This is a genomic window from Shewanella sp. GutDb-MelDb (assembly GCF_002836075.1).
Classification (GTDB): Bacteria; Pseudomonadota; Gammaproteobacteria; order Enterobacterales; family Shewanellaceae; genus Shewanella.
This window is the reverse complement of sequence record NZ_PJBM01000264.1, coordinates 1-18256: the sequence shown is the minus strand read 5'-3', so window position 1 is coordinate 18256 and position 18256 is coordinate 1. Positions and strand designations below refer to the sequence as shown.

The window sequence follows — 18256 nt, the reverse complement described above, 5'->3', positions numbered from 1 at the left end:
GCGTTCCTGAACAGTTCTTTGGCTGCTTCTATACTTATAAGTTGCTGTTTATTTAATGCGTCTATCATTAACGCCAGCTTTACCCTAAGTACAGCAATTCACATACCAATATTGTGGAATTAAAAACACTCTATACTGACGTTAAACAACTTTGTTTGTTATGGCGTCTGGGTGCTCTGGTTCATTTTGGGCTAATTCATCATCATCAACGTCCAAAATGTCCGATACCTGTTTAGTATCGCTAACAACTTCAGTTTCAACAGTATTTTCAGCGTCGGTCATCTCATCTGACTCAAGCTCTGAAACTGTTTCAATTTCGTTCTCCTCCTCATCATCTTTTTCTTCAACGACATGACGGAATACTTTCTTTGCCAATTCAGCCGATACTTCAGCCGACAACTTAGGTTGATTACTGTAGTCCAATGCATATTCAAGCAGCCCATCAATTTCACTAAAATGAGGCTGTTTCCAAAGGGCTTTTAGTGCAGCAGATTTAGCAGCAGGGTCTACGTTGGCGCCCATAAAGCTGGCAAAACTGCCACCAACTTCAATCTTTTCTGGATCTGGAAGGTCTTCCGCAGTGAGCAGTGTTTCTTCGCCAGACTCAATGACCTCAGCATCAGTACTTTCTGCTGTGGTTAACGTCTCTGACGGTGCGAGTTCAGCTGTTACCGATTGTTCCTCAACGGCTTCAGACACCTCTATATCAGCTTCCTGCTCTACTTTCTGTCGACGCAAGTTCCAACGTGACAGCAAACCACTCATGAGTTACCCGCTAAATGATTGGTACTTGGACCTTCATTCTTGCGTCGGTTAACATGTTTCGCGCGGCGATGAGCCTTGATTTCGACTTCACCATGACGAGTAATAAACGCTTCAATCCAACACGCGATAGCGGGTGGCATCAGAATATTAAGCACCGGGGTATCGCCTTCTAGGCAGCTTGCTGCAACATTTTGATCAGCTGATAGGGCTGCGGGGATCCAGTCACCGTCATGGTTTTCATCACAAACGATGTATAACATAGCGTTATCCATGTCGATATTGATACGGTAACTACCGCGTTCGTCTTTATGCAGTTCTAGCAAGACGAGAGTGGCACCTTCTGGTGCGGCGTGGGTAGCAGGAAGGATTTGATCGACTTCCCACTGTACTGAGGTCCATCTTCCGACTTGTGTCTCAATCTTTTTAAGAGAAACGTACATTGGCCATTGGCTTTCGGTATGTTGCATTCAGTCTCCGTCTTGCCTGAGATGGCTGCCTAAATGACAGACCAACTAAATAGATACTTATCTAACAAAGCAATTTATGTGCCACACAGTTTGGGCAAAATAGTTTGAACTGGATCAACTAATATCATCCAAGACTAGGACATTTTGTCCAAATAGCAATCTGCAATAGGACATAAAAGGGCGACTGATAGCTAATAAATGTGATCTGCCACTAACTTTATCTCTTATAAAGTTAGGTACAGATATTGCTTAGTATTAGACGCATTTAATTCTCTTAACTGATGATGGGCTATATGACAGCAAACAAGAGCAACCCAACTTTAATCAAAACTAACACCGAAGTCCCCCTGACAATTGCAGTGACAGCAATTAATGAGAAGGGCGAAAAAGTGGATAAATTTATTGCTTGCGAACGCCCACTCACTGTTTATTTAAACTGGCGTCCGATAGTAACCTTGATGACATTAGGTGCCAGAGCAGAAGCTCTTGCGTTAGGTTATCTCAAGAATCAGGGCTTTATTTCTGACCTAAGTAAGCTCGAATCTGTCATTGTCGATTGGGATGTGAGCTCAGCCGCGATTATTACCAGTGAGACAATCGAAGATTTAGATGAAAAACTATCTGAGAAAACAGTCACTTCAGGTTGTGGCCAAGGGACGGTATACGGCAGTTTTATGGCTGGCCTCGATGACATCAATCTGACAACACCACAAATTAAACAAAGTACAATTTATAGCTTACTTAATAATATAAGTGCCTATAACGAAACTTATAAGAATGCCGGCGCCGTGCACGGTTGCGGTTTATGCCAAGGCGACCAGATAAAAGGTTTTGTTGAAGATGTCGGTCGTCACAACGCGGTGGATACACTTGCTGGTGAAATGTGGCTTAATCATGATTTCGGACACAACAAATTATTTTATACCACTGGGCGCTTAACCTCAGAAATGGTGATTAAAGTTGCCAAGATGGGCATACCCGTTCTGCTTTCTCGAAGTGGCGCCACACAAATGGGGTTAGAGTTAGCACAACAAATGGGGATTACTATGATAGCTCGCGCTAAAGGTCGCCACTTTTTAGTTTATAATGGTGCTGAAAACATTGAATTTGATGCTATTTAACCTGCCAAATGATGACCAAACGATTTTGCGCCACAAGGACAGAAAATGACTGAGCCAACAGAACTGATCTACATGAGTGCTAGACAGGTCTCGGAGTATCTTGATCTCAATGAGAAAAAAGTCTACTCAATGGCGAATGATCGTATTCTCCCTGCGACTAAAATCACTGGTAAATGGCTCTTTCCTAAAATATTAATTGACCGTTGGATTATGGACTCTTGCCACAGCGGTATGCTATCAGATCGTATGCATATCACTGGCAGTGATGACCCTTTACTGTCGATGTTGGTCGCTCGCATGATGTCGCAGGTCGGTAAAAGTGAGCTCATCAGTTATAGCTCCACGGGCTCCCGTCTGGGGCTAGATCTATTATCTCGTGGTTATGCTGATGTATGTACTTTACATTGGGGCAGCGTTGAAGAGCGTGCAATCCGTCACCCTGCTTTACTGCAAGGTTACGCAAACCACCAGCAATGGGTGATGGTGCATGGTTATACCCGTAAACAAGGCTTAATGATGCGCCCCGATATGCATCACCGTTGCCAAGAACTGGACAAAATATCCCAACAGTCTTGGCGCTGGGTTGCACGTCAGGCTGGTGCTGGCAGTCAACAGCACTTAGAGCAATGGTTAATGAAGCAAGGCGCTGCATTTGAGCAATTAAACTCAAGTTTAGTGGCACAAAGCGAGCGAGAACTTGCGGGTTATATTGCCAGAAGTGATGCGGATATCGGTTTCGGTTGTCAATCTGTAGCACTTGAAAGTGGTTTAAGCTTTGTGCCATTGGTAACAGAGTCTTTTGATTTTGTTATGCCACAAGGCATTTACTTCAGACGTCAGCTGCAACGTTTATTCAATTTACTGGCCGAGCCACAAACAAAGCAATTAGCAGCAACACTCGGTGGGTATGACTTAACGGATTGTGGCAAACTCCTTTGGAATGGACAATAAGCCCACTGTCAAAATGGTTTACAGGGTGTGCCCTGGTGAAACACCATTTGCCAAACCTCTTGGTGGTTACGCCAAATAGAGCTTCGCATAGAAAAGCTGGTGATGTTATTACCAGCTTTTTTTAGCTTGGCGCGATAAAAGACCTGACATAACCCAGCTTTGAGCTCTCGCACTTCAAAATGGCTGGTTTCAATATACGGGGCGCGTTCATCCGGTAATCGAGCGAGTACTTCCGCTTTACCAAAACGACAACCCGTTGCGGTAAACTCCATAAAGTCATCACTAATTAGACGTTCTAGCTCCCCCCGAGATGCTCTCACCTCAGGCTTCTGCAGATATAGCTCCAACTCTATGAGTAGATGTTCTAACTTGAAATTCACCACTAAACCCAACTAACTCAACCACATTGCTATCAGTCTAGGCTAAGTTTTGAAATAATTGAAATAGTTCAGCCGGTTATTTCGAACTTTAAATACACACCGGTAAGAAAGCGCATTAATAGCTTAAAGTTGATCCCGATATTGCTGCCATAACTGTTGCTGCTCAAGCGTTAAAAATGTCCAAGCCAAAATACGGGTAATTTTGTTACCTTGGTGCATCTCAATCACTTTAATCTCGCGCGCTTTAACTTTTTGCAGTAACGATTGCGCAGGCTTTAAATTCTCTTTTTTAGATACTAAGGTAGTGAACCATAAACATTGATCGGCAAACATTTGGCTTTCGGTGATCATGCTACTCAAAAACTGCCTCTCGCCGCCTTCACACCAAAGCTCCGCTTTTTGACCACCGAAATTAAGCACTCCAGAATCATCTTGTGGTACTGCAACTGTACTTTTCTGCCCAAATTTAGCGGCACGATTTGCGGCAAGGTTAGTGAGTTTACGTGTCGTCCCGGCATTCGCTTCGGCAAGAGATGCGTGAAAAGGCGGGTTACAGATAGTGACATCAAAACGGTCACCCTTACCAATAACACCTTGAAATACATGTTGGGAGTTACACTGTAATCGAGAGGAAAACTTGTTACTAAGATCGGGGTTATTAGCAAAAATTTGTTGGGCATTGTTGATTGAAATAGGATCAACATCGCTACCAACAAATTGCCAGCCATAAGATTGGATCCCCAACAGCGGATAAATAACGTTCGCCCCGGTACCAACATCCAACGCCCTAATTTTTTCACCTTTAGGCACACGCTGCTTACTCAATTTGGTTATCGCTAGCAGATCAGCTACATGATGAATGTAATCTGCCCGTCCCGGGATCGGCGGGCATAAAAACCCTGACGGAATATCCCAAGCATCTACAGCGTAATGATGCTTAAGCAAAGCAGCATTGAGTGCTTTAACCGCTTTAGGCGCAGAAAAATCTATCGATAAATTACCAAATGCATTGGTACTCACAAATGGCTTAAGTTCGACATAACTGTTCATTAACGCGGGAAAGTCATAGCCTGCATTGTGAAGATTACGCGGATGCATCCCTTTATTTAGCTTTGGAGCGGGCTTGTCAGTTATCACAGATGCTAGCGTAGTAGGCGTTTTCTTCGGTTTATTCATGTTCACTCTGCTGCATAACTTCACTATGGCGACGTAAAAATCGATATCGGCTAAGGTGATTTTAATCGTATAGATATTTAGTAAAAAGTAGATTAACCACCAGATCTTTACCTGTTTCTTGTTCTAGTAAGCGATTGACCATCTCATAGCACTCTCGCCTAATTTCCTCTTTACCAGTCAACGACTTCACTTTGTCTTCAGTTTGATTACCCAAAATCTCTACGATCGCGGCTCGTAATAACGGATCGTGTCTTTCCAAACTCACTAAATCTTCAGGATTTTTTACCATTAACTCAACGCTAAGCCTGACATAGCCCAGCTTATTTCGATTAGATATGTAGTTAGTGACGATTTCAGGCTCAAAACCGTAATAAGCGTATTCCTCTAGCGGTTTGTCATTCGCAGCAAACAGACTAAAGCTGCTTAAACCTAAGAGTAATATCGCGATAATTGTTTTCATTGTGGAACTGACTCCTAGTCGATATGTTATGAGGCAAAACCTCATGCTATTTTCTTATCACGCCAACCTACCCGTTCAACGCCGACAACGGCTATCAGGGATGACACTGGCATGCTAGACTGCTTCGGTTTGCTAACATTGTACCGAGAATTAGATGAGTGTGACTAGGTTAAGCTTCCCCTATGGTGAATCAATTAAGTGGATTTCACCAGAAAAAATAACTAATTTGCCTTCGCCGCCTTTTAAAGATTGGTTGCTGAGCACCAGTAGTTTGACTGAAAAGCTAAAAGCTCAATGCCAACATTTCGAAGTAAAAGTACTAGGTGAAGACACCCTTTCACCGCTGACCAACGAGTATCCCGATTATCAACAAGTGTGGATCCGTGAGGTATTGTTAGTCTTGGATGGCGTACCTTGGATTTTTGCTCGTACATTAATCCCTGGACGTTTGCTCGAAAAAAAGCAGCAGGACTTTCTGGGCTTAGGTACGAGACCGTTAGGGGAGTTGCTCTATTCTAAAGATGAATTCACTCCGGGCAGAATTGAAATTGCACATTTTGAGGCTTGTAGCAAAATAGCCAAACTCGCCGAATCGTTAGACCAAGATACCAGCCATGCACTTTGGGGGCGTCGACGTTATTTCCAACATGAACAAGAACAACTCATTGTGAGTGAAATATTCCTACCAGCCGCTCAAAAGGCCATTGCGGCACTCACAAATTAATCCCCGTTACATTGTTCAGATTAGAGTAATAAGGCAAGCCACTTTACGCAAATACAGTGCTTGCCCAAACTGTCCAAGTTTAAATATCTAAGTCCAAATGTCTATTCGGCCACTCAGCATAATTTTACGGCGATAACTCGCAAGCAAACATAAGAGCCCTATCGATAACATGCCTAAACCGCCCCCGCTGGAACTACTCTTCTGAGTCGTGGTGGTTGTCACTGCTGACGCGACGTTGATCATACCTCTCATAACACCGATTTTACCTAGACTATCCGTTACGGTGAGTATTACATTATAGTCGCCTGCTGCTACGTATGTATGTGATGGAGATGTCTCGATACTGGTCGCGCCATCGCCAAATTGCCATGCATAGCTCAGCTCACCGCTGCCACCCACCGATTTATTATTAAAGGTCACCGACAGACCACTCACGGTTAATGTAAAACCAACATCTAGCACTGCGCTAACATTCACCGTCGTGCTATTGGTAAACTCAACGCCATTGCCGTCAGTAATGGTCAGTGTGACTAAATAGCTGCCTGCATTATTGTAGGTATAGCTAGGCGCCGCCTCAATGCTCGTTGCACCATCGACACCAAAGTCCCACGCATATTGGTAAGTGCCATCACCACCACTGACAGCTGCCGTAAAGGTAACTTGAGCGCCCTGCTGGTTTTGAGAAATAACAGCGCTCAACTCTGTCGACGGCTCAGTCATCCCACGATATTTAAACTGCACAGTCGCGCTGCTACTATTTTCTGCTTGTGTCATCACCTCTATCGATAAACCGAGCTCAGGTAATGCCATGCCAGACTCAGGCTGAAGCGGCGCCGTATAATCGCTGGCGTCATCAAATAGCTTGTTAGCCGATAAATGCTCATCAGACGAGCCGCCATAGCTGAAAAATGATTGGTTAAAGAGGCTAAACGCAGCATCACGGATCTGAAACTCAGAATCTAAACTGCCAATCAAATTCTGATCGGCATCAACAACTCCAATCAAGCTGTAGCCTGCATGTTTGCTGACTTCATTTGAACTGTAATCATTGTTCTCTAACCAAAGTACCACCCCAGGGTCGTAACGTTGACTCTTCAAACCTTTATCAACGCCTTGGAGACTCCGTAGCTGAACAATGTAACGACGATCTTTACCTGGTCGCGTATCAGTGACACGTAAAAAACCGGCGTAAGCAATATCCGTTAAGGTTTCCGCGCCATTGAATAACACCACGGTATCAGCTTGATTAATGGTGATATCATCAATCACAATACCGTAATCTCCAACGGCTTGATCAGTAACGTAATTGATTGCTAAGCGTACATTGCGTCCAGCATAAGGACTTAAATCATACTCGAGCTCGACCCAGCCATTGGTCCCTTCGGCCGCAGCCAAATCACTCGACTTGCCCGTTATGATGTTACGTGCTGAATTTCTTCCATTGCTGGCTTTGGTGTAACGCCCTTCCAGCGCAATACCATCAACCATAATTTGAGCATAATCATAATCTAACTCAATACTCCAATGCGCTTTCATCAATAGTGTTAACGGTGTCGCCACGGGGAGTTCAATATCAAACGACATTGCATGATTAATCATGTCACCTTGATCAGAATAAAATTGGTAATCCCCCGCATAAGGGGCGGTAAAACTAACTTCCTCAGCAGGGATAGCCAGTGACACCTGATTAACTTGATCATGATTCACCGCCTCAACTAAGGCGATATCCAGTCCCGATGAGTCGAGTGTGTTTAGCAAAACTTTTTGCTCAGACACCCAATTGCCTTGATATTTACCTTGTAGGTATGAACGTGCATAAGGGCTAAATCCAGTGGGTTCGGTACCTCGAATGGCACCTGACCAACTACCTGAAGCCATAACTGACCAAAAACCGACGGGTGAGCCTTTGCCTTTAGCGCTAATATCGTATTCATCTGGTAGGCCAAGATCATGACCGAATTCATGTACGCATACCCCCAGTGCCGCATCGATAGGCTGAATAGTATAACTAGACAGCTTCATACTGGTTCCTGGGATAGTGTACGGAGTGATTGATGAACGATGCGACCAAATAGCATCGGCGCCTAACATCCCTCCCCCTGTTTCTTCACCAATACTGGAGTGGAAAATCATCACATGATCTATCTCACCATCAGGTTCGTTTAAGTTACCATTTTGGTTAACGTCAAACGGGTCTTCAACATCATAAGTCGCTAATTCAGTACTACTCATCTGGGCTGTGGCGGCACTCACGGCTTCTTTAACCAGCTCTATTGCCCCAATATCATCATCTGCATCATCGTTTCCACCATAAGCTGCCGCGTTATTTGCCGCTCGGTACCAGCCTTTAACGTCACCGGTAAAAAAGAAACTACCACCCGATTCAGCCTGATAATACTCATAGCCTGTCATTAACGTTTGCCCTGTTGGGCCAGCATAACCATTGGTCGAAAACAGTAAGTTGTTATAATGTTCAGCAGTATAAGCGCTGTAATACATAGAGGTATCACTACTGCTTAAGCCATTTTTGTCATAAGGGAGATCGGGGAAATCGATCAATACCGCCAACACTTTAACGGTTTTGTTGGTGATACTTTGTGTTTGTGCAGCTGTAAAACTGACAAACTTATTTGTTTGCTTTTTTTGCTGCAGGCGGGCCGCTTCGTACCGAGCTTCACGTAGCGATATTTTTCTCGCCCCTCTTGAACGAGCTATAAAAGCTTCAACAGCCTGTTTTTTTTCGGTATCAGATGCACTGCTGGCGACTTCTCCCCGCTTAATTAACCAATAAAGAACACGCTCTTTATCGACAATATTAGCATCCGCGGTAGTGCCATAAATGGGGACTGCCAACGCTGTATTCATCACGACCAAAGCACTCAGTAAAAAGCTAATAACGGCACTTTTTTGGAAAAAACCCTTCATCTCAAGCGCTCCTCTTATTGCTGCTTTGTACTGCATAATCATTTATGCCCACTCGAATGCTGTCACTCTGTTAATAATCAGACCGCATTGTTGCAAATAAGTTTTCATCTTTAGCTATCTATTTTAGGAGAGTTTGCAGTAAAAGACCTAAACCACAGAATACGGCTAAAAATACTAGTCACAAAATCAGTGCCAATAAGTATCAATATATATAGCCCAGCCCAACATAACGCAGTCAAATTGCAGAGCTTCCATCGTTAACATAAACGATGGAAGCTCTAAATATCGAAGGATGAATACTTACTCAGGTCCGCTTAACCAAGCATCGTAGATGAGCAATAGCACCGAGGCTGACCAACTAAAGTTAGTACAATGCAAGCCTTCACCAGTGATTGGATGATAGTTTTCGCGAATAGGACTTTGTCCAATAATCCCCTCGCCTTCGGTCACAAGTTGCAATGCTAATCTTTGCGCCTGCTCGTGGTAACCATAGCGAGCGATACCTTGTAAGCCAAACAAAGCTTGATCGAGCCAGACAGGGCCACGCCAGTATTGCGCTGCGGCAAAATGAGGACTGTCGGCACTGACGGTTGGAAATGGCATTTTGGTGCCAAACTGCTGTTGATTCAAATGACGGTCAACAATGATTTTTGCTTGCGCATTCGATGCCGCACCCGCCCATAAGGGCAACCAACCTTCAACTCCTTTACCTTTATCAATCATCAACTCACTACCCGTTTCGGTATAGCGAATATCGTAGAAGAAACCCGATTCAGGATCATACATCTGCATCTGGATTTGCTTGGCTAACCGCGCTGCTTCTACATCCCACTTTTGGATATCTGCTGTTAATTCAAGTGCCTTCGCCATCTCTTGTAAGAAACGCTTTTCAGCATAAAGATAGGCATTAAGATCAACCGACTCTTGCGCTACTGAGTAACCTACGACTTCGCCACCTTGACGGTTTTGCCATACATTTAAGCTAGTGTCAGCATCAAACCTTGGGGCATTATCCATACCAGACTCCCAAGCAGCCGCTTCGATAATGGCTTCTACATTGAGTTCGCCATCTTTAATGTGTGCAGGATGAAGATTGGCACCATACTCCGCCAAACCATTATCGTTATTATCGCGGTTGCGATACCACCACTGATGATAGGCAACAAGTTTGGGGTACATGCTGTTAATGAACTCACGGTCACCATCTTGCTGATAAATTTGCCATACCGCCCATGCTGCTAATGGCGGCTTGCCATTGCGTTCATTCCAATTGCCACCTTTGCCGCCACGTTCAGCATCTTGATTATAAAAAATAGCATCGGGCAAGCTTCCCGCATCTTGCGGTCGAACTTTATCGTGTTCTGTGTACTGATAATCAAACATCGCCAGTACATTTGATTTAGCTAATTCAGGCTCAAATCGTGCCACTGCAACCGCTTGCTTCCAAGTATCCCAAGCCCAAACACCATTGAACCACTTATAAGTGATTGAGGGGGTAATACCATCATGCTGTAATGCCCCCGCAGGGCTACGCCAATTATGTATGATGGTTTGCATGCTCTTGACTGCCAGTTGGCGGGCAGTTTTATCGCCACCGACTAATAACTTGTCCATTCGGCTTTGCCAGCGCTGCCGATTATTTGCCAGTTGTTGCTTTATCAGTTGCCAATCGGGATCCGTATGCGCTTGTGCCTCTTTCTCGTTATGAAAATAACGCTGTGCGCTTTTGAATAAATAAGATTGCTTCGCAGCAATCGTGACAGGTTCAGCAATGGCCAAATAACCCGACTGGGCATTAATTCTAATCGCCATATCACGGTCAAACCAAAGCTGATATTGGGCATCCGCGAGTTGCATACGCCATGTTTGCATCACCGGCTTAAAGTGCCAGCTGATATGATTTGCGCTCGATTCAGTCTCAGAAATGAGCGAGTGTTGTGGTTGTTCTGGATGACTGGCAAAAGGTTGGCCACGCCATACTAACTGCCATTGCTGATCGCGGTTTGAAAGATTTGTCAGCTCAGTCATCACCGTTGCAGTGCGGTTGTCGCTATAACTCAGTTTCAAACTGACTTTTATATCTGACCATGTATAGGTTTGAACCAGCCCATCGGGCTGGCTGTGAATATCAATTTTGGCGGCACTATCAAAAGATAAGAACTTATCAGTAGTGACGTTGATCAGCTGTAAGCGTTGCAAACTATCGCTAAGGTGCAGACTATACTCTTGCGCAATAAACAGCGGCCCGGTGAAGCTGCCATAGTACTCAGCAGAGTTGGGCAGATGAAAACCATGCCATGCGCCTTGATCGACATATACAGAGCCTATGCTCAAGTTACCTTTGTTATCTCGCTGCTCCATTGAAGTTGGCACTCCCTGATAAGGCAGCAAATTTTGATAATCAACAGAATCGATGGAGGTCAGACTTGCAGCACAAAGCAGTAGGCAGGTAATCATGATTGTTATTATAATTTTTGAATATTGTATTCAGAGTATTACAGGCTAGTATTTGTTCTGCAACATTTGTATTTCACGATTAAGTCCTACGATGTTGATTGGCGTAACGGCAAGTGACACCAATCAAGATAAGAGTTGTTGCTAGAGTGCCTTCATATAACTTGCAATGCCATCGAGGAACATCTGCACCGATATCATCACTAGCACCATGCCCATCAGCCGTTCTACTGCCGTTAAACCTTTTTCTCCTAACACTTTAGTAAAGACTTTATAAAACAATAGAATGATGGCACTTAATCCCCACGCGGCAAGTAATGCAACGGTCCAGTCCATCATTCTGCTGCCATCGGTATGAGCGAGCAAGATGAGCGCCGCCAACACCGAAGGTCCCGCCATCAATGGAATAGCCATTGGCACAATGAAGGGCTCTTCACCTGCTGCCAGTCCGACAACGCCACCAGGCTGTGGAAAAATCATTCTAATGGCGATCAAAAACAGAATAATACCGCCCGCAATACTCACTGATTCTGAACGTAGGTTAAGGAAATTAAGGATCGCTTCACCCGCAAACAAGAACAACATCATAATAGCTAATGCAAAAAGTAATTCACGGATCAACACGCGACGACGCTTTTTTGGCTCGATGTGCCTTAAGATGGAGGCAAATATGGGTAAGTTGCCCAACGGGTCCATAATGAGAAATAGCATGACTGCCGCTGAGAAAGTATCCATTGTATCCATTGCTTGGGTGACGCCTAATGACTTGAAAAGAAGATTATTCTAGTATGTTTTACAGTAAAGCTAACAAAAAGTTATAAAATATTTGCACTCGTCAACAATACATTAAGAATTAACATGAATTTGGCCGTAGTTATATATCAATGTAAATTCGGCTTATCGCTCTGCTAATTACCCTTAACACTGGTATACTGTGGCGCTTTTTCGCACTCGCGGATTTTAAATGGGTTCCCTATGCTGTATCTCTTAGCTAGCTGTATCGCACTATTATTAGGACCCTTGTTTTACCGGTTTTTTTCATCGGGAACGGGGTTACAAAAAGGCCTAGACGGATTCATATTCGTTTCACTGGGCGGCTTAGTGCTGATCCATATTTTACCCGAACTTTTAGAGCACGGTGGCTTTCTGGCTATTGTGTTTGTCATCATTGGTATTTGGGGTCCCACGCTGAGCGAACGCTTATTTCATCGTTACTCTGAAGTCACCCATAACCTGACCCTTATCCTTGGTGTTGGTGGATTACTGCTGCATACCATTACTGATGGCGGTGCAATGATTTTGGCCCAGCAAGACGGTAACTCACCGCTGCTTGCCCTCGGTATTATCTTGCATCGCTTGCCTGTTGGTGTCGCTATCTGGTGGCTGCTAAAGCCTCAAGTTGGCAGCCGTTGGGCGATGTTAGTTTTGACCGGTATGATGCTGCTAACGGGCATTGGCTACTTTGCTGGCGAACAGTTCTTGTCGCATCTAAGTCTGGAGAATACGGTTTATTTACAGGCGTTTGTTACAGGTTCCATATTGCACGTTGTGTTGCATCAACCCCATGGTCAACCCAATACAGATAAACAGGGTCGATTTGAGTACCACGCGGGGATAGGAAGTTTACTCGGTATCGGACTGCTCTTTCTGCTACTAATGATGGACTCTGGTGGAAATGATCATCAGCACAGTCATTCAACTGAACATCTATTGGATTGGATGCTCACCATTGCGCCGATCTTATTACTCAGCTATGCCGTTGCGAGCATTCGTTTTTACTTTGGGCTAACACCTCAAAATAAGGCGCTCGGTCAACGCTGGTTACAACGACTACTAGGCCCTGAAGCGATCATCATTACCGGCTTGTTGCTCGGACCTATTTTCGCGCTCATCCAAGCGATTTCAGTCGTTTTGATAGGTGCGTTGTTAACTTACTGCAAAGTTGAACCAACAGATCCCCATGACTCATTGCCAACCTCTGCGGTGCGTTTTGGTTTTGCCCACTTAGTTGACCGCAGTGCGCCTTGGATTGTGCTTAGCCTTATTTTAGCCAACTTAATTGGTCATCCAGCAGTGCCTTTATCCAACCCAATAGTGCAAGTTGCTGTATTACTATTGGTGTTTTTACCGATGCGTTTTTGTAATCTCGGCGCCGCGGTACTATCACTTTCATTGGCTTATAGCGGCTGGACGACAACAGCAGTAATGTTGCCATTAATTGCCGCACCCATTATCAACTTCGCGCAGTTAAAGTTAATGGGTTGGCCACAAAGAGTGGCCTTGTTTGTTCTCCTCTTCGGCTTACTTGCCGTTATTGAATGGATCCAACCGCAATGGCAGGCATTGGGGCATTTACCACACCTACTCAACAGTATGAGTCTTTGGGTGGTTGCCGCCTTGTTTGCAGCCAGCTTACTTCGCTTAGGTCCGCGTAAATTTATGAGCCGACTCATGTTACTTAAAACGAAGCCGCACGCTCATGAGCACAACCACGACAATGGTCATCATCACTAAGCCAGAATAGCTTTTCTTGGGGATGAGTATTAGTCTGTACTCATCACTCCATTTTATTCTGGCTTATGTGCATTCTATTTGTCGCCCTCGAGGCGCACCCTGAATACCCACTGATTATTTGCGCCAATCGTGATGAATTTCATCATCGCCCGACCGAACCCGCTCATTTCTGGCCCAGTCATGACCAGCTACTCGCAGGCAAAGATCTAGAGGCGGGTGGCACTTGGCTTGGTGTTAATCAACATGGCATGGTTGCGGGGTTAACCAATATTCGCGACCCTGAGTTAATTCAGTCAGATATGAGAAGCCGCGGGGAATTAGTCCTAAATGCGCTAATGGACGGTGGCATAGATGAGCCATGGTTAACACGTTATAGCCCATTCTATAATCCATTTAACCTGCTATATGGCGATGAACAGGCGCTATATTGTTTTGATAGCCGTAGCCAACAACTCATGCAACTTACGGCTGGATTTCACTCTATCAGTAACGGCGCACTTGATGATATATGGCCAAAAATGTCACGCGGTACTCAAGCGATTCAAGCGCACATAACCAATAACAGTATCCCCTGTATTGATTCGCTGTTGGCCATTATGAAGGACGGGACACAGGCTCCAGATGCCGAATTACCAAAAACAGGAGTAAGTTTAGAGTGGGAACGCCACCTTTCATCGATCTATATTCACCACCAAGAGTACGGTACCCGTTCAACCAGTATTATTCTGAAAGACAAGCATGGAAAAGTGCAGTTTTCTGAAGTGCGTTATGATGGCAAAGGCAGGGATCTAGGCCGGGATGATTTTACCTTATAAGCACTCTACACCCTAGGTGATGACGTGTACCACCATCTATAGGCTTAGTGACTAATCAGAAGTGTGATCATGGGTTATCACCCAGCGATCATCTATCTTCTCTACTAACAGGGTAAAAACACCATTGGGATTATCTTTAGCTCGCTCAAGCGCCCAGCGGCCAACAACAATCGCCGCATAATTGCTCAACATTTTAGTTTCTTTGATAGTGAAAGTCAGCTTACCCAAGGTTGCTTTATCTGGGTAATGCTTTTTATATGCAGCAAGGGTTTCTTCCCAGCCATAGCGAAACTTGCCATTAGATACAAAGCGCATTTTTTCGTTATGCCAATAGCCTTGCATGTATTCGTCTAAGTCCCCCTGGTTCCAAGCTGCTGCTTGTCCAGCCAAAACATTAGCAATATCATCCGTCGGTACCGCATTCGCGTTAAATGCTAAACATAGTAGTAAAACGCTGAACCCTTTTTTAAACATGACTCTCTCCACACTATTGCGTGTACTATACCCAAACACCATTCAGGCATCTTATTACCCATTATGGCTGTTCATTGGTAAAAGTCACAGAAAACAATAATACTAAGAATAAAGCTAGGGCGGTTTTCATTACATGTTTCAATCATTTTTCAAATTCTTACTCAAAGCCAGCGGCTGGAAAATATCGGGTGCATTGCCAACCGATCATCAATATATCGCTATCGTCGGTCCGCATACCAGTAATTGGGATTTTGTCATTGGCCTAGTCGCGCGTGGCGCTATGGGAGCCAAGGTTAACTTTTTGGGTAAACATCAGCTTTTTATTCCGCCTTGGGGTTGGTTCTTCCGCGCAATGGGCGGCACCCCCGTAGACAGAAGAAAGAATAATAACTTGGTCGATGCCGTCGTTGAGATCTTTAATAGCAATGCGAACTTTAGCTTAGCACTCGCACCTGAAGGTACACGTAGCCCAGTAGCACGTTGGAAAACGGGGTTTTATCATATCGCCAGTAAAGCTCAAGTCCCCATCGTCACTGTGGGGTTAGATTTTGGCAGTAAGACCGTTGTCATTCCTGAAGGCAAAGACACCACCGATGATATCCAACAAGATATGGATAATATCATCGCTTTCTATCGCTCCATTAAGGGACGTCATCCCAAAGTGATCCCTGATTTCCAGCGCTAAGCATCATTGCCTAAAGATAATTTGCCCGCTATAGTGCAGCCAGATCCTAGACATTGTATAAAATATTATGATTTTTGATACTTGGCTGCTGTACCTTTTCGCCATTCTGCTTATTGCTATCTCTCCCGGCACTATGGCCGTGTTATCGATGGGGCACGGTATTCATTATGGTAAAAGCCGCTGCTTAGCGACCGCTTTAGGTAGCGTGACTTCCGCACTCATACTGATGATGGCATCCGCCGCGGGTTTAGGTGCGTTATTAAATGCAACAGAGTATGGCTTCACGATATTGAAATGGTGTGGTGGCGCTTATTTACTCTTTCTAGGCATAAAACTACTGCTCACCAAAGCTGATGGGCAAGGCCTCAAGCTAGCGCAAGCAAAAGGAAATGGAGCGCCTCTGCAGCTATTTAAACAGGCCTTTTTAGTCGGGATAAGCAATCCAAAGGATCTACTCTTTTTTGCTGCTTTATTCCCACAGTTTATCGATATCACCCTGCCGCAAGGGCCACAGTTAGCTATATTGGCGCTAACCTGGGCGATAGTCGACTTTAGCTTCGTTATGATTTATGCGTGTATGGCAAATGTGCTTGCGCCAACACTAAAATCCAGCAACAAACTGCATTGGTTTGATCGCACCAGCGGCGGGGTATTTATTACCCTCGCCGCCATTTTATTGATCCGTTAAATTATACCAATTCCACTAAAGATGTGATCAATTCAGAGCTTTCTCAGGGCTTTCAATTCAAGGCGCATTGTGGAAGAAATGGTTATTCCCTTTTAAGACCATGCAACGCAGCAGTGAATCTCCTGAGAAGCTCACTGCGTGCGGCTGATGTTTAAGGCATAGGAAATCCCTTAACACAGCGCATGTGGCTTTCGATATACGCCTGCATGGATGCAGAAGGTAGAGCGAAGCAGGATGCTAGAGCCGAGAATAACTATTAGCTACAACCCACGTGCTTCTCTAAAGTGATTTAAATTCCCGCTGAATGACCAACTATTTAATGGAATTGGTATTACAGGATAAAGCCAATATAGCCCTGCAGCACAATTAGATTAACGATATCGATAAAAAATGCACCCACAATCGGCACTACCATAAATGCTTGTGGAGAGGGGCCATTTCGAGACACTAACGCCCCCATATTCATCACTGCCGTTGGGGTTGCCCCCATACCAAACCCGCAATGACCACCCGCAATAACGGCAGCATCATAATTCGAGCCCATCAATCTAAAGGTGACAAAATAAGCAAAAAATCCGAGCACTATTGTTTGCACTAATAAGATAATCAGTAGAGGAATGGCCAGATCAAAAATCTCCCATAGCTTTAAGCTCATTAATGCCATCGCTAGAAACAGTGATAAAGAAACGGTACCCAATATATCTACACATTCACTATTGGTTTTATACCCGCGAGTTAATTCGGTAAGATTGGTTATCACCACACCAAGAAACAATGCATAGACAAAGTCAGGCATTTTTAACCAGCGGATCTCAAACACCGATACCAAGTGCTCAATCCACCTAGCACCCACTACGCAAAGTAACAAAATAAACAAGGTCTCCATGACGCTTTTGGCGGTGACTCGGTCCTCTTCAAGCTGATCATAGGTAACAAGATCGGGGTGATCTTTATGATGATTTCCCCCTATGCCATAAGATGATACCAGTTTGTTTTTATCAATTAATCTCTGTGCAACAGGGCCACCAATAATCCCGCCCATGACTAGACCAAATGTTGCGGCGGCCATCGCAAACTCTAGCGTACTCATACCATAATTGTCAGAAAACGTTTGTGCCCAAGCGGCACCAGTACCGTGACCGCCTGATAACGTAATAGAGCCTGCAACCAAGCCCATTAATGGTTCTAAGCCTAATGCTGTAGCTAGACTCACGCCGACGGCATTTTGAATAACAATGTAGATGGAGGCTATGCCAAGGAAGATAAACACCTTCTTGCCTCCTTTAGCTAACAGCTTATAGCTTGCAGCCAAGCCCACCGTACTAAAAAACATTAGCATTAAGGTGTTCTGCATCGGCAAAGAGAACTTAAGGGTAATATTCTGAAAATGTAAGGCGGTGGTAATGGCCGCAACCACTAACCCACCGATAATGGGTTCTGGAATGTTGTACTTTTTAAAGAAACCCACATGGCGATTAACACTATGCCCGATAAATAGCACCATTATCGCGACCAAAAATGATTCTAGTTCCCCGATTGAATATACGATATCCATGAAACTCCTATCCGTTACATCGGCTTCGCAGTTAGCACTGCTAAGCTAAAATTAGCCGAGCATTCTGCCATATCTATTAGGGTAATTAATATTAGCTGAGTC

At 44.5% G+C, this 18256-nt stretch carries 17 protein-coding genes; 7 read left to right on the top strand and 10 right to left on the bottom strand.

Features of this window, described 5'->3' with window-relative positions; genetic code table 11:
• Positions 1–141 precede the first annotated feature (141 nt).
• Both CXF82_RS21160 and CXF82_RS21155 read right to left on the bottom strand, forming a co-directional pair.
• Entirely contained in the window at positions 142–765 is a 624-nt protein-coding gene (locus CXF82_RS21160; RefSeq protein WP_101090117.1) for a DUF3306 domain-containing protein, read from the bottom strand.
• Complete coding sequence (locus CXF82_RS21155; protein ID WP_101090118.1) at positions 762–1232, bottom strand: DUF3305 domain-containing protein; 471 nt, start codon at positions 1230–1232, stop codon at positions 762–764. The genes CXF82_RS21160 and CXF82_RS21155 overlap by 4 nt, the downstream gene beginning before the upstream one ends.
• 293 nt (positions 1233–1525) lie before the next feature.
• Here CXF82_RS21155 and CXF82_RS21150 point away from each other — a divergent pair, with 293 nt between their 5' ends.
• On the top strand, positions 1526–2353 hold the full coding sequence (locus CXF82_RS21150; RefSeq protein ID WP_232775011.1) for a formate dehydrogenase accessory sulfurtransferase FdhD: 828 nt from the start codon (positions 1526–1528) through the stop codon (positions 2351–2353).
• Between the two features lie 45 nt (positions 2354–2398).
• The gene (locus CXF82_RS21145; RefSeq protein ID WP_101090120.1) at positions 2399–3304 is read left to right on the top strand and encodes a helix-turn-helix transcriptional regulator; all 906 of its coding nucleotides are present in this window, start codon (positions 2399–2401) and stop codon (positions 3302–3304) included.
• 8 nt (positions 3305–3312) lie between these two features.
• Here CXF82_RS21145 and CXF82_RS21140 read toward each other — a convergent pair whose 3' ends face one another.
• The 3 genes from CXF82_RS21140 to CXF82_RS21130 form a co-directional block, all read right to left on the bottom strand.
• Entirely contained in the window at positions 3313–3684 is a 372-nt protein-coding gene (locus CXF82_RS21140; RefSeq protein WP_102044930.1) for a nuclear transport factor 2 family protein, read from the bottom strand.
• Between the two features lie 123 nt (positions 3685–3807).
• On the bottom strand, positions 3808–4860 hold the full coding sequence (rlmF, locus tag CXF82_RS21135; protein WP_102044898.1) for a 23S rRNA (adenine(1618)-N(6))-methyltransferase RlmF: 1053 nt from the start codon (positions 4858–4860) through the stop codon (positions 3808–3810).
• A gap of 61 nt (positions 4861–4921) precedes the next feature.
• Complete coding sequence (locus tag CXF82_RS21130) at positions 4922–5320, bottom strand: flagellar basal body-associated protein FliL (protein ID WP_101090122.1); 399 nt, start codon at positions 5318–5320, stop codon at positions 4922–4924.
• 154 nt (positions 5321–5474) lie between these two features.
• On the opposite strand from CXF82_RS21130, the gene CXF82_RS21125 reads away from it, so the two are divergent.
• The gene (locus CXF82_RS21125; RefSeq protein ID WP_101090123.1) at positions 5475–6044 is read left to right on the top strand and encodes a chorismate--pyruvate lyase family protein; all 570 of its coding nucleotides are present in this window, start codon (positions 5475–5477) and stop codon (positions 6042–6044) included.
• A gap of 87 nt (positions 6045–6131) precedes the next feature.
• Here CXF82_RS21125 and CXF82_RS21120 read toward each other — a convergent pair whose 3' ends face one another.
• The 3 genes from CXF82_RS21120 to CXF82_RS21110 all read right to left on the bottom strand — a co-directional run bounded on the left by CXF82_RS21120 (position 6132) and on the right by CXF82_RS21110 (position 12158).
• On the bottom strand, positions 6132–8969 hold the full coding sequence (locus CXF82_RS21120) for an immune inhibitor A domain-containing protein (protein ID WP_102044897.1): 2838 nt from the start codon (positions 8967–8969) through the stop codon (positions 6132–6134).
• A gap of 300 nt (positions 8970–9269) precedes the next feature.
• Positions 9270–11426, bottom strand: a complete 2157-nt coding sequence (locus CXF82_RS21115) for an MGH1-like glycoside hydrolase domain-containing protein (protein ID WP_102044896.1) — start codon at positions 11424–11426, stop codon at positions 9270–9272.
• Positions 11427–11567: 141 nt separating this feature from the next.
• Complete coding sequence (locus CXF82_RS21110; protein ID WP_101090169.1) at positions 11568–12158, bottom strand: YhgN family NAAT transporter; 591 nt, start codon at positions 12156–12158, stop codon at positions 11568–11570.
• A gap of 240 nt (positions 12159–12398) precedes the next feature.
• On the opposite strand from CXF82_RS21110, the gene CXF82_RS21105 reads away from it, so the two are divergent.
• Together CXF82_RS21105 and CXF82_RS21100 are read left to right on the top strand one after the other, a co-directional pair.
• Positions 12399–13937, top strand: coding sequence for a metal transporter (locus CXF82_RS21105; RefSeq protein ID WP_101090126.1), 1539 nt, complete (start codon positions 12399–12401; stop codon positions 13935–13937).
• Between the two features lie 65 nt (positions 13938–14002).
• Positions 14003–14752, top strand: coding sequence for an NRDE family protein (locus CXF82_RS21100; RefSeq protein WP_101090127.1), 750 nt, complete (start codon positions 14003–14005; stop codon positions 14750–14752).
• Positions 14753–14803: 51 nt separating this feature from the next.
• On the opposite strand, the gene CXF82_RS21095 is transcribed toward CXF82_RS21100, so the two are convergent.
• Complete coding sequence (locus tag CXF82_RS21095; RefSeq protein WP_101090128.1) at positions 14804–15226, bottom strand: YybH family protein; 423 nt, start codon at positions 15224–15226, stop codon at positions 14804–14806.
• Between the two features lie 133 nt (positions 15227–15359).
• On the opposite strand from CXF82_RS21095, the gene CXF82_RS21090 reads away from it, so the two are divergent.
• Positions 15360–15911, top strand: a complete 552-nt coding sequence (locus CXF82_RS21090) for a lysophospholipid acyltransferase family protein (protein WP_101090129.1) — start codon at positions 15360–15362, stop codon at positions 15909–15911.
• A 67-nt stretch (positions 15912–15978) separates the two neighbouring features.
• Positions 15979–16599, top strand: coding sequence for a LysE family translocator (locus CXF82_RS21085; RefSeq protein WP_101090130.1), 621 nt, complete (start codon positions 15979–15981; stop codon positions 16597–16599).
• Positions 16600–16930: 331 nt separating this feature from the next.
• On the opposite strand, the gene gltS is transcribed toward CXF82_RS21085, so the two are convergent.
• The gene (gltS, locus tag CXF82_RS21080; protein WP_101090131.1) at positions 16931–18154 is read right to left on the bottom strand and encodes a sodium/glutamate symporter; all 1224 of its coding nucleotides are present in this window, start codon (positions 18152–18154) and stop codon (positions 16931–16933) included.
• Positions 18155–18256 lie beyond the last annotated feature (102 nt).